We start from the raw sequence: 15,870 nt of genomic DNA on the forward strand, positions 1-15,870 counted from the left end.
AGATTTTGCCAATATTTCAGAACAACTCAGGACAATTTAGTACATTCGCTCAACCGAAAAAGCCTGATTTCATAAGGGATTTAGCCTGTATCGCTGTGGTACAGGCTTTTTACTACTGCTGTCTCATAAGCCCAAGGTCGCAAGTTCAAATCTCGCCTGAGCCATTAAGGAAAACCAAGCCCAGAAAGGCTTTTAGCAGTGGATCGAAAGGTTCACTGCTTCTTGTTGTTGGGTCATATTGGTCAGGGTTGGGCTGGTTTTGGGGGTAAATTGGGGGTAAAACTATCGTACAAATGTTTTCCTACTAGAGGTGAGACTGATGTATGACAAACCCCCGTCCCGCAAAGCTTTCAAAGGTTCAGTCAAGGTCAAGGTTTCTAATGAGCGGCTTCAACTCGTGTTTCGAGTAGCAGGCAAACGCTATTACCTCTCGACCGGATTGGCAGACACGCCCCTGAATTGGCAACTAGCAGAGCGCAAAGCGTCCCTGATTGAAGACGATATTTTCAAGGAAAGATTTGATCCGACTCTGGAGAAATATAAGCCGCAGGCAGCGATCGCGGACGTTACCCCCAAAATTACCCCCAAGGAAGTTGAGCCACCGCCCAAAACGTCGCTGATCGATCTGTGGGAGAAGTACACCGAATTTCAGCAGGTGCATCTAGCGAAGACAACAATCCTGCGAGATTACAACAAAATTGAGAAGCGCCTTCACAAGATGCCAGAGCCGTATTTGGAGGAAGCGATCGCAATTCAGGCTTGGTTACTCAAGAATTACTCCGCTGACACCTCGAAGCGAACACTGAAGCAACTGAGTGCCTGTGCAAACTGGGCAATCCGCAAACGGATGATCACAGAGAACCCGTTCAAGGAACTTGCACAAGAAATCAAAATCAAGAAGAAAAGCAAAGTCTCGCGGAAACCGTTCACGCGGCGATGCGTTGCTGCAATTCTCTCTGCTTTTGAGAATAATACCTATGCGTCGAAGTACACACCTCGATCTCATTCGTACTATTTGCCCTATGTCAAGTTCCTGCTTCATACTGGATGCCGACCCGAAGAAGCGATCGCGCTGAAATGGAAGCACATTGAGATTGCTCACATCCACTTCTGCGAGGCATTCGCGACGGATGTGAGACAGCGTAAAGAAACCAAAACATACGTAGAACGCTACTTCCCGATTAACGAGGAACTGAAAAAAATCTTGGATGCGATTCGCCCGCAGGACTGCCGCCCAGAGCAACTTGTGTTTAGCGGCAGAAACGGCAAGGAACTGGATGCCGCGAATTTTCTGACTCGGACCTGGCGACCGATCGTGGAGCGGTTGGTGGAAGAAGGCAAAGTGAAGCGGTATTTGCCACAGTACAACTGTCGCCATACTTTTATCACGCTCTGTCTAGAAGACAAAATTTCTCCCCAACAAGTGGCGGAGTGGTGCGGCACTTCAGTTGCAATTATTGAGCAACATTATCTGGGAACTATCCGACAGGTGGACGTACCTTCGTTTGGACTGACCGATGAAGAGGAATCGGAGCCTGATGAAGAGTAGCCTGCCGCCTTCATTTGACTGAAAGGGTGTGTCTACTTCGTCCTGTAAAAAATATTCTAAGATCGCAGTCTTGAAGCAATCTTAGTGTTTCAGTCTCTTGTTTTCCTTTGCAACTGCTGCACAGTATTGCTCGATTGCTTGTTGGTGCAGAATTGGATTGTGGCGATTCTGGAGCCAGTCTTTGATTAAATCCAGGTTGTATCGAATGCTGCGGCAATTCACTCGAATCCAGTGAACACCCTCGATCCACTCTCCTTCCATGCGATAACGTTTCAAAGTACTACTGCTGACTCTGAGGTAGGTAGCCGCTTCTTGTTTATTGACGAATTCTGCCACGGGAGATCTCCTGATGCGATTTGAGATAAGGTGGTTTGTCTAGGTCATGCTGGGGATACAACGTAAATCTGAAAAGGCAACTCGCTGGGGGCAATCTGAGCGGGATTGAGTGCTGAACCGGATTTGATGTGCATCGTCAAGTTTTCGTGTGAGATGCGAAAGGACTAAATTGGGCAATGCACCGACATAAATTGCTCGAATCCAGCAATTATTTCGCCAAACCTCGATCTCATCTCCTAGTTTGAGTATTTGAGGAGATGAAGTCTCGTTTGGGATATGGGTACTGTCGGGTTTATGTATGGTTTTGGGGTCGTCAGTTTTGTCAATGGAGGGCGGAAGTGTTGAAACTGGTGGAACTGTAGAAGATGACGCGATCGTCAATGGACGGTCATTCCTGTCAATTTCTGCTGGACTTGCAAAGGCATTAGAGACTGAAACTAATTTCATGTGTGTTCCAGTTCCCTGAATTGAAGCATATCCGGCATTTGCTAGAAGCTGCATGAGCTGTCGAATTTTCTCGGTCGTAACGTTTCTCAGCGATCGAATTCCGCTTTTCAAACGTGAGGCGGTTACTTCGCCAACTCGCTCTGCAAATTTCTGGATTTTGAGTGCGATCGCAGCTAATCCTGAATCTGGTGAATTGTGGGTATGAATCAGTCGATGTTGCCAAAGATAGTAAGCGGCAAGCTGAATTGCTTGTTCCATTGTTTGGTCATCAATGATTTGAGATGGGAATTGCTGACTTAGAACAGTGTTGACGATGTGTAACCACAAGGCAAGCCGAGCTGTATATGCTTCAATTTTGGGATAAACGAGTTGTAGCCCGATCGCGGTTTCTGCGCGTTGAGCATCGACTAACTGATGCTGCCATGCCTCAAATAGACACTTTGCTTCAGTTGATAAGAAGTAGTCTTGTTTTGGTAATTGCTCTAGCTGACGATAGAGCCAGATGAGTGCTTCAGTAATTTGGGTATCTGGCTCATCTTCGGATAGGTTCAAGTAGCGGGGAGGCGCATCTGCGGCACAGAATAACCATCGGCTCCAAGCTCCATTGGCATCATGATGATCGCCCATCAAATCAGCGAGTACTTCCCACTGGATTGCTCCAGTTCGGCAGATTGCAGAATCGGGAATACACACTGCTTTTTCAGCACGATCGACAATCACAGCCGACCCCGTCCACTGATCCAATTCTGCTTCTTCGTCTGCTCCTTGACCTCTGCGATACTGGTTCCGTCCTTTAATCGCTCCAGCAAGCTCATCCCGATAGTAGAGAATCCCTCTCGGATTTTCAGCATGAGTGCGTTGCAATGTCTCGATCGTAGAATCCTTGGTCAAGTAGCGTTTGCGAACTGGCTTTTTAACTTGTTCCCCTGCGGCTCTGAGTTGTTCGTATTCCTCCATTTCAGCTTCGTACCGTTTGTGTGCCTCTTTTTCCAAAGTTGTGAGTGGATCAAGAATGATGCGTTGGGCAGGGGTTTTCATGCTGCCGGACTGAGCGACGATCGCACTCCAAATCACCATCGGCTGAGTGTACTTTGCACTGGGTTTGATCACGACTTGGGCGGCGGTTCCAATTCGACTCGCAGCAGCAGGAAGGAGTGTGGTAAACAAAAACTCTGGAGTCGTCGGCATTGCATTTGCGGTCTTGGTGAGAATCTCAGCAAACCAAGGTTCGAGAAAGTCATGGAGGTTGAACGCAGTAGGACGCGATCTCAGAAGGTCTTGAAGTTTGAGTGTGGATTGAGCTTGATCTAAGGTCGTTTCCTGTTCGGTATGAATGGCACTTGCAAGAATGTTGATATCTCGATAGGGAATACCTTTTGTCCTGGCTGCATCCATCAGTGCGATTTCTCGCTGAAACGGAGTGTGGTTTTCGCTGAGCGCTTCTTCTAGGAGTTCGCGCAGCACCCTGGCTTCCGTTTGAGAATTGGAGGGTTCTGGGAAAATTGCGGAAGAAGCTGCTTGTTCAAAGTCTCCCCAGGTGAACCCTGCTTCAATGGCATTAGAGACATCCCAACCTGCGATCGCACAATCTGAAGGCATAGGAACTTGAGCGATTTTGCCCCGCTCCCCCAATGCTTGTGCTAATTTCTTCGCTCCCTCTTCTCCTGGAATCGTGCCATTTTTCGTAGGGGTATCATTACGATCGAAGAAAATGAATACAGTGCCAGGTAGCTCATTCAACTGGGATTGCGGCGGAATCGCACCACACCCTGCCGTTGAGCAGCAGACTGCAACTTTTGCCTTATGCTGCCGCGCGAGCCAACCTAACTGCATCGCATCCCATTCTCCCTCACAGAACCAAGTGGCTTCTGCATCGTCGGGAGTGTAGGTATGAAAGAGAGTGGCAGGCACTCCTGCTTGGCTCCATTTGGGAAGTTCAAGATGATTCAACCAAGGTGAAATTCTGAGCTTGCGATAGAACTGGTCTTCTTGATTTGCTGGAATGTGAAGTGCGATTGACCAGTAATGTTCTCCATTCTGCTGCCACCGTTCTAATCCAATATGGTAGAAGTGAATCATTTCGGGCGTGAAACCGCGCTGCTCTAGCCATTGCCGAGCGTGTTGCTGAGGTTTATCGTTGTGATTCAAGAGACGCTGCTGAGAGAGTAGAACTTCATTGCGTGAAATCAACCGAGATTTGCGCCGGGATGGGGTGCTAGTCGTGAGTATAGCTCGTGATTTAGAGCTACTAGATTTTGAATTTCCCAATGCGGCACGAATCTGATCTCGAGTACATCCTCGCCAACAGCGGTAGGCTCCAGTTGAGAGATCGATGCTGAGATTTTTCTGTTTTGGTTTGCCATCTTGAACACAGGAAGGACAGACCGCGCGTCCGGAGCTATCTAGCTCCACCCATTGTCGAATATCAAATGCAGACTGATTGTTGGAAACAAAAGTCATCTGAGCCTCCATGAGGTTTGTAATGTAGGATTGAAAGCAATCTCTCCATGCAAAAGCCGGGTCAGCTTGTTGAAGAAACTGACGCTTTAGACGATGAAAATAGCAATTAGGCGTTTAACCTTCGTGAGCTTTGGTTCGCTGAAGTTTGAAATCGAATCAGGGATGCACTTTAGCAGAGATGATTTCGGTCTCCATTGTTCGATCGATTGAACTGTGCATCGTTGCCAGGAGGAAGCAATTGCCTTGGAACCATAGCACTCTCGGTATTCGGAAGTGGCTGCGTGGTTCTTGGTAGATCGGCGCGCAGGTTCAACTTAGGGCAGAATCGCTGTCGTAGTACCTCAGCCCGTTCTCGTAGATGTAAGATGCAGTTTTGTGCCATTCGTGATAGCTCTTCGTCAGAGACAGAACCCCCGCGTTCTCGTAAGGATTCATATGCGATCGGAAGCCAGTAAGCCCGCAAAGCAGAAAGCTGCATCTCCTTCTGCGAAGCGACTTGGCGGTAATCAGTTTTGAGATAGTCAAGCAGTACGGCATCCGAACTATTCATGGGGACTTGAATGCGTGTACGGTAATCGTATCTCTGAGGTTGGGAGCGTTGCATCCGATGTTCCTCCAGAAGATAGAAATGATGAGTAATGAGAGTTTCTAGAATTCTCAAAAGATGAAGACTTGAGAATTTCAGAAACTGAAGAAAGACAGGTTCTAAGATTAAAAGAACTCGCAATTCGTAGAAGAATCGTAATCGAGAATAGGTAGTGAAGTGCGCCCTGGAAACTTTTCTCAAGTTATACAGACTTTGGCAAAATTACGCAACCTAAAAAAGAAGATGATTTGAGTTCTAATCAGTGTATTCGTAATTAAAATCACAAACTTGAACTAAGTAGTACTAAGAAAGATGTGCTTTAAGACTCCATTAATTCAGGATTTAAGTCGTTTCTATTCGTCAATGTATTCAATTAAATGTGATTTAAATTAAAAGTTCATTTCGATAATACTGAAGTTAAAAACTTATCGGTTTTTAGGATTTATTTCACTCAATCTCCGTGTAATCTATGAGGAAAATTGAGGAAATCTGAGGAAGAAATTGCGAATCTATCTCAAAGAACAAAACTGAATTTAACTGATGAATCTGAAGATTTTTTTGTCATGGATAACGAGTCCAAAATATTATTATCCATTCGGCTAGTTTTAAAGACTCATTGGACAATCTTTGTTAAATGGAATTTGAGTGCGGCTGAAGGAACAGTATCCATCTGGCTATTTTTTTGGTGCAGATCGGATAGGTTTTATCGTCTTTTTGGTAACAGATGAATCGATCGGAGATGTCTCTTGCGCTGGAAGTTCGCCTTCTCGATCGAGCTTTTCTAGAATGGCATCGCGTAGCCATTGGGTTCGATTCGGTTTTGCTCGCACGATCTCATCAATGTCTTCAGGCATTCGTACCGACAACGGAGTTTTTGCCATTGGAATGTCGTTTTGTGTCTGAAACCGAGTCAGAACGTCAGGACGAATTGGAGGTTGTGCCATCGCAGCTAGGCTCCTTGGAAAAGAAAAATTAGCTCCTGCCCTAGTGTACAAGGGTAGACAGACAATTAGCCTAGCTTATCGAGACGCGGATTTTTCGACAGGATGGATCAGACATTTGAATTAAACTCTAGCTTCTAAATTCTATATCCCACGTACACGCGGGATATAATACTGAATAGATGAGCAAAGAACAGGTAAGGGGACGATTTAGCTTCTCGATCGCTTGCATGAGAAAGGAGTGCCCGCCGACCAAGCAAAAAGCACTCCTTGTCCCAAACCTATCCAGATTTAGGAGCATTGTTCATTATGTCATTGATTACTGATCGTCAGGCAGACGAGTTTGAACGTCCCAAGTGCAGCGAAGCCGCACAGCGAGAATCCAAGACTTGCCAAGAGATTGATGAAACTTACTACACGGATGGAGCAAATGATGCGGCTTTCGGGCGCTTACCCGTATATGCCCATGAAGCTTATCTCGAAGGGTATGTCGCTCAGTTGAAGAAACAGCCCAGGGATGAATCAGGCAAAATTCAGCATTACAGTCCGCGTCAGCATTTTGCGTTTGGATGGATGGATGGTGTAGGAGATTACACCGATGGCGAGAGTAATTACGACTCTATTTTCTGATGTTAACCAATTGGAACCCAAAATTATGGAGAACTAAAGCCATGACGAATGAATCTCCAACTCAGGGAGTTCTGATACTTAATCCAACTGTCCCGTTGCCAGAGTTTTCGTTCTTTCAAGTTGTCAAAGTGAAAACGACGAAAGAAGTTGGCACGATCGTTGGTATTTGGTGCTTTCAGACAGAAGCACAAACTTATCAATGGAGCTACCGATTAGAGGGCTTGAGAACATTGAGTACAACTTGGTGGCAGTCAGAACAGCTACGCAGTCTTCATCGTAGAAGACGACTATAGAGTTCAGAGGGCTGATTGCAGCCCTCGAATTAGAACTTTAACGCTTTGCGATCGCTGGTAAATCGACGAGAAATGTCGTTCCTTGAGAGCTAGTGGATTGTACGTGAATGCTTCCTTGGTGTGCTTCCACAATTTGTTGGCATAAATACAGTCCTAGCCCACTCAACGATCGAGAATTTTGGGTTGATATGAATCGCTGAAATAGCTTTGCTTGCTCAGATTCAGAGAAGCCGATTCCTGTATCAATGACTTCGATGATAGCCCGACCTACTCCATCTTCATTAGCAGTTTGCCGAAGTTGAACTTCAACAAAACCTGTCTCTGTGAATTGAATGGCGTTGCTCACGAGATTAATCAGAAGGCGCTGAAGTTCTAATCGATCTCCTAAAATTTCGATTGTTTCGCTGCTTGAGAGGCGTAGATCTAACCCCTTTGAAGTCGCAAGCGATCGCAATTCTGCTAATACCTCCCGGCTGAGTTCAGTTAAGTCTACTGGGAGGAAGGCAAAGGTCTTATTGTGGGTGTTGTATTGATAAGCTTCTAGAGCAGTCTCGACCAGATTAATCAGAGTTTGATTATTGCTCTTGACCTGAGCGAGTGGTGGTTGCAGTTCGGTCAGGGTATTGCCGAAAGTCCCTACTTGAATTTGTTCAAGGACTTGGCTGGCTGCAATCAATGGACTTCTCAAATCATGTGTTAGACCGACGAGCATCAATGCTTGTTCCTCATGAATTTGGACTTGATCATCCCAAGTCTGCTTAACGGTGAGTAGGTTCGCAACTCGTGCGACTAGCTCATCTAAACGTCCTGATTTTTCCAGGATGTCGATCGCACCTGCATCTAAGGCATCCATCAAGGTGTACTCATAAGCAGTGATCAACACAATGGGAATAAACGGTAACTGCGAATTTTCATGGATCTGTCGAGTGACTTCATACCCATCCATTTCTGGCATGACCACATCTATCAAAATTAAGTCGGGTGGTGATTGAGAAATGATGATGAGAGCTTCTCGCCCACTTTGTGCGATCGCAACTTCATAGCCTTGATATTCTAGTGCATCACGAATGATATTCAAACTGCTGGGCGTATCATCAACGAGGAGAATTTGTTTAACGGGAACAACTGAACGCGCGGATCTTGAGTGCATAGATTCACAGATTATCGAGCAAGATGACAAATGACGCTGCACCCTAAAACTGCACCCTGATTTTCAGCGCTGCTAATTTTGTCACATCAATCAACTTCCTGATTTCCAGAATTGCCAGCAATCAAAACGCTGATTGAAATCACAACTGTAAAAATAAGAACAAGTCTCAAAGAGGTTACTTAGAAAATTAGTGTAGCGGAAGTTATAGAAACCGTGAAGCAGGTACAAAGTGTCCAAATGGTCAAAATTTGAGTCGAAGTAGACAATTTGTGGATTGGAAAGACTGCAAATTCTGCATGATGGAGTGGTCAATTTCTCAGGTGTCCACAACATGACTGAGTTTTCTAGTTTACGGTTGGATTTTTGTGTTGCTGTTGGTAAGCCTGTAATCCGAGCAGAATTAGATGAATCACCATTTGATCAGGATTGCGCTGACTACTTGTTGCCAGTGAGCGAATTTGCTCGATCGGAATGGCAGTATTGAACAAAATTAGATTACGCTTGAGTTCTTCAGCAAGGCTATGCTGGTTCTCTCGTGCTTGTAATCTGAGGGCTTGCCCAGTTTCAGAGGTCAAAACGATTTGCAGGATTTCTGAGATCAAGGGCGATCTCTTTTTGCTGCCTTCGGTCGCGCATTGCTCATCGATCGCAGCAAGCAGATCAGCCGACATATAAAAGGTCGGACGGCAACTTTCGCCTTTGCTAGGGGCAGATTCATGTGAATCTGTTGAAGTAGCTTTAGATTTTGATTGGGGCATAAGGCAACCGTTGTGTAGAGGTTGTCAAGTTTTATCCTAAGAGGCTTGTGCAATTCGACGAATTGAAAGCTGTTCTGTTTCATTGAAAGACTATATTTGCTTGATCAAGCTAAACACTTTCCTTAATCAATCAAGCTTTGATAACTTTCGTGGCACGGGTGCTCATTCTTGATGTTGATTGTGCCAATTTAGAATTTGGAACAGGGTGAAGTCAGAAAAAGAAGCTCATTTTATAAAGTCCTACTTAATCGGATTTTTACAAAAGCTCGTGCAAGCTTTACGGAAGTTTTAAGTTGTTCTGTAGGTTTTTGTTACGCACTCAGGGATTAGGTCTGCCACACATTTGTTTTATCGATCTGTGCTCTGTTTTTGACGGAGTGAGTGAAGCTTGAATTGCTGAAAGTTGTGTTGCAAATGACAAAGCTACAGGGTGAGCGAGGTGGGAATGCGAGTCGCAATTATTGAAGATCACAGCTTACTTTGCGTAGGAATCAGAAGTGTTTTAGCAGGGAAAAGTGAAATTCAGGTTGTGGGAGATGCGGCAACTGCGAATGATGGATTGTTGTTGTTGCAGACAACTCAGCCGGATGTGGCGATCGTTGATATTGTTCTTCCGGACTACAACGGACTTGAACTGGTTCGGAAGTTTCGGTCTTCTAATCGTGATGATGCTCAGACAAAGTTTCTGATTTTGACGGGATATGTTGACGAATCGCTGGTGTTTGAGGCATTTACCTCTGGAGTGAGTTCCTACTGCATTAAGACTAGTAAAAGTGACTGGTTGATTGAAGCTTTGAGGACGACTTATGAGGGGGAACCGTGGCTAGATCCAGCGATCTCACGAATTGTATTAAAGTATGCTCGAACTGCGAATGCTCAGGTGAAACGGATTGATCCACCGTTGACGGCTCAGGAAATTGAAGTTCTGGAGTTGATTGTGCAGGGATACAGAAATGATGTGATTGCTGAGAGGCTTTATATCAGTTTGAGTACTGTGAAGTCCTATATTCGGAGCATTTTGGACAAGCTTCATGCGAACGATCGCGCTCAGGCTGTTGCGATTTCCATGAGGGCTGGAATCATTCGCTGAACGATCGTATACGCAATCAAACTTTCAACAGAATTGGTCAAAAACAGAACATTGGTCTACTGAGAGGATATTCTATAGAACAAGCCAAGTGTTCGATCGCATCACAATGAGTAATCCTGCTATCTCGATCTTTTTCTCTTATTCCCATTTAGATGAATCGCTGCGAGACGAGTTAGCAAAGCATCTGAAACTACTAGAGCGTCAGGGTGCGATCGCAACATGGCACGATCGTAAAATTACAGCAGGGCAAGAATGGGCAAATGCAATTGATCATCATCTGGAAACGGCTCAGATCATTTTGCTGCTAGTCAGTGTCAATTTTCTGGCTTCGGACTATTGCTATGACTTAGAAATGAAGCGGGCATTAGAACGTCATGAAACTGGTGCAGCTAAAGTTATTCCGATTATTCTCAAACCTGTAGATTGGGAATTCGCACCGTTTGGGAAGCTGCAAGCATTGCCGAAAGATGGTAAACCGATTACGCAATGGGAAAATCAAGACGAGGCATTTGCAAGTATTGCGAAATCATTGCGGGGTGTTGCTGAGGAAATGCAGCGATCGCACATGGTTCAGTCTTCTCCAACTGCGGTTGCTCCTTTAAGTTTGTGGATACAAGGCTGGAAACGACGAAGCTTTGAAGGTGTGCCAACTGTAGAACTCGATTGGACGGAGCATTTTGACTTGGATGTTTTTCCTCGTCGAACTGCGACTCAAGAGATTTGGGATAAGCAGTTGTTTCCGAGTTTGGATGAGGCGAAGCAGTCTTTTCCAATGGGATCTGTGATTGATGTGCGAGGGCAAATTCCACTGAGTGCTGCGTTCGCGATCGGGACTAAGTTTTTAGATGTGGAAGGGTATACGCTCCAGGTTTTGCAGCGTACATCTGGTCGAGATTTGCTTTGGAAGTCTTCGGCGCAGAGGTCGGATGCAATGTTTCATGTAATCGAAGAAGTGGGACAGCCGGGTGAGGATTTGCTGTTGATGTTGGCGGTTACTGGGTCGGGGCGAGATGCTGCGTTTCGGCTGTATCAGTCTGGCGGGTTTGATGCGGTGGTGTATGCGGAGCCTGTTTCTGGGACAGGGGAAGATGTGATCGCGTCGGATGGGGATGCAGTGGCGTTGGCGATCGATGGGCGGCGGTTGATTCGGGAGTGTCGCGATCGCTATGGGGCGCGGTGTGTGCATTTGGTTCTGTTTTGTCCGGTGGGGTTTGCGCTGTTTTTGGGAATGCGATCGAGGTTTGGGGAGGTGTTGACGTATGAGTTTGATGGGAGGCAGGGGTATCAGGCTTCGGTGAGGATCTGAGGGCAGCGGATGGCGGGTGTGTTGAGACGCGGGGCAGATGGGTGAGGAGAGAAGAAACGGATGGTCGATCGGTGTGTTCTTAAGTTCTTCTATCCTTGTAAATCTCTGCTACAGATCCACAGCTCATCCGTTTCTTCGTCTTAACAAATCCAACTAAAACGAAGACAAGTCAATCATCCGTTGCCGCTGTTTCCGTCCCCTTGCGGGGTAATGAATTCCTGAACCCAATCCAGCATTTGACGCGATCGGGTTGCATCAAACCATGTTTCCGTCCCCTTGCGGGGTAATGAATTCCTGAACCGGCGGTAGAGTTGGCACCAAGAACGGCCAAAAGTTTCCGTCCCCTTGCGGGGTAATGAAGTTCTGAACCCCGGCACTTTTAAAGCCTTACACAGCAAGGGTTTGAGACACCTAATCTGAGGGAAGCATTTTTACCTAGTCAATAATGAGGGTTCATTCTCAATAAGCCTCACTGAGAAGAGGCTGAAACCCAGACTAGGAGCATCATCTGAGGGATTCGACGAAATAATGCGGTTTTCAAGGTTCGGCTGTATCCCTCAGATTTGGGGGTTCTCTATAGTTCGATGAGTAGTATTACTCAGGTAGCTTGAATCGTTAAAACGAATTCACTATATCTGAAGCGTACTTGCATTTGTGTAATTTAGAACATTAAAAAATAATTGAGTGTTGTCATGACGGGTTGCTAAATGCCACGAATCTCCAAAATCATCCCCTCAACTTCTGGAGTACACCAGTCACTCGACAGCACTCGATCGAATAACGGCGATCGCACTTGATCAATTCGTCGAACTGCTTTCAGAATGGGAGCAATATTTTTCCACCATCCTCGCTGCGAGAAGATTAAACATTCCTGCTCAACCAGTCTCACAATAAAGGTTTGATCGAGTCGATGAATCGCGCAAAGCAAATCAATCACTTCTGGCTCACTATTGATCACTCGAATCAGATCGATACTCGTGAGAAGCAGGATTACCCAGTCTTTTAACGTGGGAATATCAACTGTCGATTCGCCTCCAATACTTTGCGCGATCGCTTTGAGTGCAGCCAGTAAATTTCGGCAGCTTCCTCCATCCAAAAGTTGCTTCTCGACCAAACGCGGCAGTGGATGTCCAATTGCATCGGCGACATTGGGTGGAACCTGTCGATAAGTTTGAATCCAATTTGCTGCAATCTCACACCATAAACAGACAATCGCTTGGTTGTCTTCGTTTTTTAGCGCGATCGCAATTTCCGTTAGTTCGGTTGCGTGTAAGGTCTTTCCCCGATCTGTCATTTGAGCGATCGCAGTTAATCCATTCACCCGTACTCCTGGAAATCTAGAGCGTAATAGTCCAATTACAAATGCTAGAGATAGCTGATCTCCTATCAAAGAATACAACTCTTGAGAAGCTGCGATCGCAACTTCCTTATACTTTGAATGAGTGGCTTGTAAGAGTTGCTCGGCTGCTTTTGGGGAGACTTCGGTGCGATAAAGCTTGAGCAGAAATAGCTGAGATTCTTTATCGAGAGTTTCTAGGGGCGGATGTTGCTCGATCGGGATAAATCGGAGAAGTCGCCCTTCATACTCGGCTTGCTTTTTGGGAGAGAGTTCGGAGACTAATTGGCGGAATAGTTCACGCGCGGTCATCGATTGATCAGCTAATGTGTCGAATGCGGGACGAAGGCGCTCTGCATATTGGGCTATGAATGGTTTGAGCTTTTGAGCGATCGCTTCTTGATAGTCGGGTGAGAAAAGGTGTCCTTGCATTCTGAGGAAGCTTGTGACTGTGCTGAAATATCGGGGTTCAAGTTGCTCAAAAGGGCATTGAAGCAGTTTTTCAGCGACTTCGATTTCAGCCCCCTGGCGAAGAGCTTCAGACAGTACGATCGAGTTTCGCCGAGGTTCGGGAGGGGTGTGCTCTAGTAGATCTTGTAGAATTAGAGTAATGATTTCAGGATTTTTGACCGTGCAAAGTCCGATCGCTCTTGCTTGAATGACATCCCACCCTGACGGGTTCACTTGATGCAAAGCTTCTAACCAAGAAGACCAAAGCTTTTGAAGTCCAGCTTCCATGAATGCGGCTAGAAATTGTGCGGTGATCTCTTCTAGCTCCACGTTGTCTGGAATAGCTTGCTCTAGCATTCTAAGGAGCAGTTCTTCTTGCACTTCGACTGGGCTTGTGAGATGAAGCTGAACAATCTTGACACAGCTTCTTGCACCGAATCGTGGATAAAACTGACGGAGCGAAGCAAGTAAGATTGGATTCGATCGATCTTGAAGCAGAGACAGACTATCCTGAACAAGCCAGCCCAAAATCATTGATTGATCTTGAGTCGAAGAACGTTCTGCAACGGCAGCGATCGCATCAGCTAATCGTGAACTGAGTTGATCCCACCATCGGATTGCGAGAGCGTTCATGGTGCGGGCAGTATTGATGGCGATCGCATGACTTCCCTGTGATAGGAGTGTTACCATCATTGACCAAACTTCTTCAGCAAATTGACGAGGTGCGGATTCTAAAGCTTGCTGTAATCGCTTCTGATAGGACTCTCCTGACTTGAGTGCGGTCGGTAAGAGTTTTAGAAGTGCATCAGGACGATCGCGGCTCGCAGCAGCAAACACGATCGCGCTAAAGATTCCGAGATGATGTGTGCCGAGTTGTTCTGCTAACTGTTCAAACTCATCATCAGTTTCGGCGATTGTGAGATATTGGCGTAGAACTGGATACCAATGGTTAATCGACTGAGATGCAGGATTTCTGAGTCTTTCAAGCCATTGATTGCGTTGAGGTTGTGCAGTGTGGCGAGTGAGCCAATATGCGATCGCATATTCCAGTAAAGTTTGGTGAAAGAAGTGAATTTTACTAGAAGGCAGACTTTCTAGCACTCCTTCGCTGAATAGATCAGCATAAGCTTGAGTCGTTAACTCTGTGAATTGCACTCCGATTTCATCGCGGTAAATTGATTCACAGAGTTGGGTTTGAGACATTTCAAATAGGACACGAGTGATCGTAAGACAGAGATTTTCTTTCTCGATCGCTAATGGTTTGAAATGACTCTGATCGGCGCGACTGTAGGCAATCTTTTCACTCCAGTAGCGCTTGTAGAGTTTACTGACTGTGAGATCGGGCGGAACATTGCCTTCTTGGGCAAATAGGTCGCAGAGTAAAGCTAAAAGTAACGGATTTTCGATGATGTCTCGAAGCGATCGATTATCGGCAGAAAGGGACAGAATGTTATCTGCAAAAGTTTGTCCACGTTTGGGATCAATTTTTTGGAAGAAGGTTTCGGCAGCAGCGCGGATTTCAGAGGTGGTGAAGTTTGGGACAGTGTGGCGATCGATCGTTTGAGCAATGCCAGGGAGACGTTCGCGAGTGGGTTCTAGATAGTCGTTGTATTCATGATCGCGACAGGTGAAAACAATGGTTGTTCCTTGTTCTAAAAGTTGTCTCAGGATGGGAACAAATGCAGGGATGAAGTCTCGGCTGATGACTAAATCTAAGGTGTCGATCAGGAGAACACCTTGACCATAAGTATGGTTGAGATGGCGAGTTACTTCGAGAATGGAGCGAGAAGTTCCGCAGAGGCTCTGACCGAAGCCATTTTCGATCATCGAGGCTTGATAGGACGAGGGGGAAGCGGGGTTATAGTCTGTTACTCCAACTAAAGTAGAAGCAACCATTGAATAAGAAATGAACGATCTGACTGCGGCGGACATCGAGAGCGCATTACACAAAATAAGTCCAACCCAAGGCGTTTTAGCTTGAATCAGTTCATCGTAGAGATCGCCCAAAATCGTGCTTTTTCCATAGCCTGCTGCACCGATAATCGGAATGATTCGCTGTTGTCCGCCGTTGACTCCGCGATCGATAGCAGGAAGGTACTTTTTACGGACTACTTCGCGGGGAATGCGTTCTAGAATTCTGGGAGTGAGTGCTTCACGAGCCGCGATCGATTGTTGTTGAACAGCAAGAAGGATTGGATCTTCAGCAGTTTGAGTAGAGTCTGAAGTGGTTTGAGATTTTGGTTCTGCGGTTTGAGGTGGCGTATCGTCTTCGGGTGGCTCGTAGATTTCTTGCCAGTCGAGATTGAGATGAAAGCAGATTTCTTTGAAAATGGTGTGGTCGATGGCACGACCGTTGAAGAAGTTGTTGATGGTTCCCCAAGAAGCGATGAGCGGATCGATCGTCAAATCTTTTTGCACGAGTCCGAGACGTTTTAGGGCACGTTTTGCCTTTTCGATGCCGGGTTGTGATGCCTTGAGAGTGCGCCTTGCCATCGTCAGGATTGAACTCATATACAAAGTTATACACGGTTGGCTTGA

12 protein-coding genes are annotated in these 15,870 nt (G+C 46.0%); 5 read left to right on the forward strand and 7 right to left on the reverse strand.

Annotation, left to right across the window (positions count from 1 at the left end; all coding sequences use genetic code 11):
• Positions 1–319 precede the first annotated feature (319 nt).
• The gene (locus J0L70_RS23335; RefSeq protein ID WP_287456048.1) at positions 320–1,549 is read left to right on the forward strand and encodes an Arm DNA-binding domain-containing protein; all 1,230 of its coding nucleotides are present in this window, start codon (positions 320–322) and stop codon (positions 1,547–1,549) included.
• 81 nt (positions 1,550–1,630) lie between these two features.
• Here J0L70_RS23335 and xisR read toward each other — a convergent pair whose 3' ends face one another.
• The 4 genes from xisR to J0L70_RS23355 form a co-directional block, all read right to left on the reverse strand.
• Positions 1,631–1,885 carry an excisionase family protein gene (xisR, locus tag J0L70_RS23340; protein WP_287456049.1) on the reverse strand — a complete coding sequence of 85 codons (255 nt, stop codon included), beginning with the start codon at positions 1,883–1,885 and terminating at the stop codon, positions 1,631–1,633.
• Positions 1,886–1,924: 39 nt separating this feature from the next.
• A complete protein-coding gene (locus J0L70_RS23345; RefSeq protein ID WP_287456051.1) occupies positions 1,925–4,792 on the reverse strand; it encodes a DUF3987 domain-containing protein in 2,868 nt (955 codons plus the stop codon).
• A 169-nt stretch (positions 4,793–4,961) separates the two neighbouring features.
• Complete coding sequence (locus J0L70_RS23350) at positions 4,962–5,396, reverse strand: hypothetical protein (RefSeq protein WP_287456053.1); 435 nt, start codon at positions 5,394–5,396, stop codon at positions 4,962–4,964.
• Positions 5,397–6,052: 656 nt separating this feature from the next.
• Positions 6,053–6,322: a ribbon-helix-helix domain-containing protein gene (locus J0L70_RS23355; protein WP_287456055.1), complete on the reverse strand. Its 270-nt coding sequence runs from the start codon at positions 6,320–6,322 to the stop codon at positions 6,053–6,055.
• Between the two features lie 306 nt (positions 6,323–6,628).
• Here J0L70_RS23355 and J0L70_RS23360 point away from each other — a divergent pair, with 306 nt between their 5' ends.
• Entirely contained in the window at positions 6,629–6,949 is a 321-nt protein-coding gene (locus J0L70_RS23360; protein WP_287456057.1) for a hypothetical protein, read from the forward strand.
• Positions 6,950–6,990: 41 nt separating this feature from the next.
• Positions 6,991–7,242, forward strand: coding sequence for a hypothetical protein (locus J0L70_RS23365; protein WP_287456059.1), 252 nt, complete (start codon positions 6,991–6,993; stop codon positions 7,240–7,242).
• Positions 7,243–7,279: 37 nt separating this feature from the next.
• Here the strand turns inward: J0L70_RS23365 and J0L70_RS23370 are convergent, their stop codons facing one another.
• Positions 7,280–8,392 (reverse strand): hybrid sensor histidine kinase/response regulator, encoded by a 1,113-nt coding sequence (locus tag J0L70_RS23370; RefSeq protein ID WP_287456060.1) that lies wholly within the window; start codon positions 8,390–8,392, stop codon positions 7,280–7,282.
• 344 nt (positions 8,393–8,736) lie between these two features.
• A complete protein-coding gene (locus tag J0L70_RS23375) occupies positions 8,737–9,150 on the reverse strand; it encodes a hypothetical protein (RefSeq protein WP_287456062.1) in 414 nt (137 codons plus the stop codon).
• A gap of 445 nt (positions 9,151–9,595) precedes the next feature.
• Between J0L70_RS23375 and J0L70_RS23380 the strand changes: the two genes are divergently transcribed.
• Both J0L70_RS23380 and J0L70_RS23385 read left to right on the forward strand, forming a co-directional pair.
• The gene (locus J0L70_RS23380; protein ID WP_287456063.1) at positions 9,596–10,240 is read left to right on the forward strand and encodes a response regulator; all 645 of its coding nucleotides are present in this window, start codon (positions 9,596–9,598) and stop codon (positions 10,238–10,240) included.
• A gap of 106 nt (positions 10,241–10,346) precedes the next feature.
• A complete protein-coding gene (locus tag J0L70_RS23385; RefSeq protein ID WP_287456065.1) occupies positions 10,347–11,546 on the forward strand; it encodes an SAVED domain-containing protein in 1,200 nt (399 codons plus the stop codon).
• A 703-nt stretch (positions 11,547–12,249) separates the two neighbouring features.
• Here J0L70_RS23385 and J0L70_RS23390 read toward each other — a convergent pair.
• Complete coding sequence (locus J0L70_RS23390) at positions 12,250–15,825, reverse strand: NACHT domain-containing protein (protein ID WP_287456067.1); 3,576 nt, start codon at positions 15,823–15,825, stop codon at positions 12,250–12,252.
• Between the last annotated feature and the right edge of the window lie 45 nt (positions 15,826–15,870).

The organism is Leptolyngbya sp. UWPOB_LEPTO1, from assembly GCF_017302695.1.
GTDB classification, from domain to species: domain Bacteria; phylum Cyanobacteriota; class Cyanobacteriia; order Leptolyngbyales; family Leptolyngbyaceae; genus Leptolyngbya; species Leptolyngbya boryana.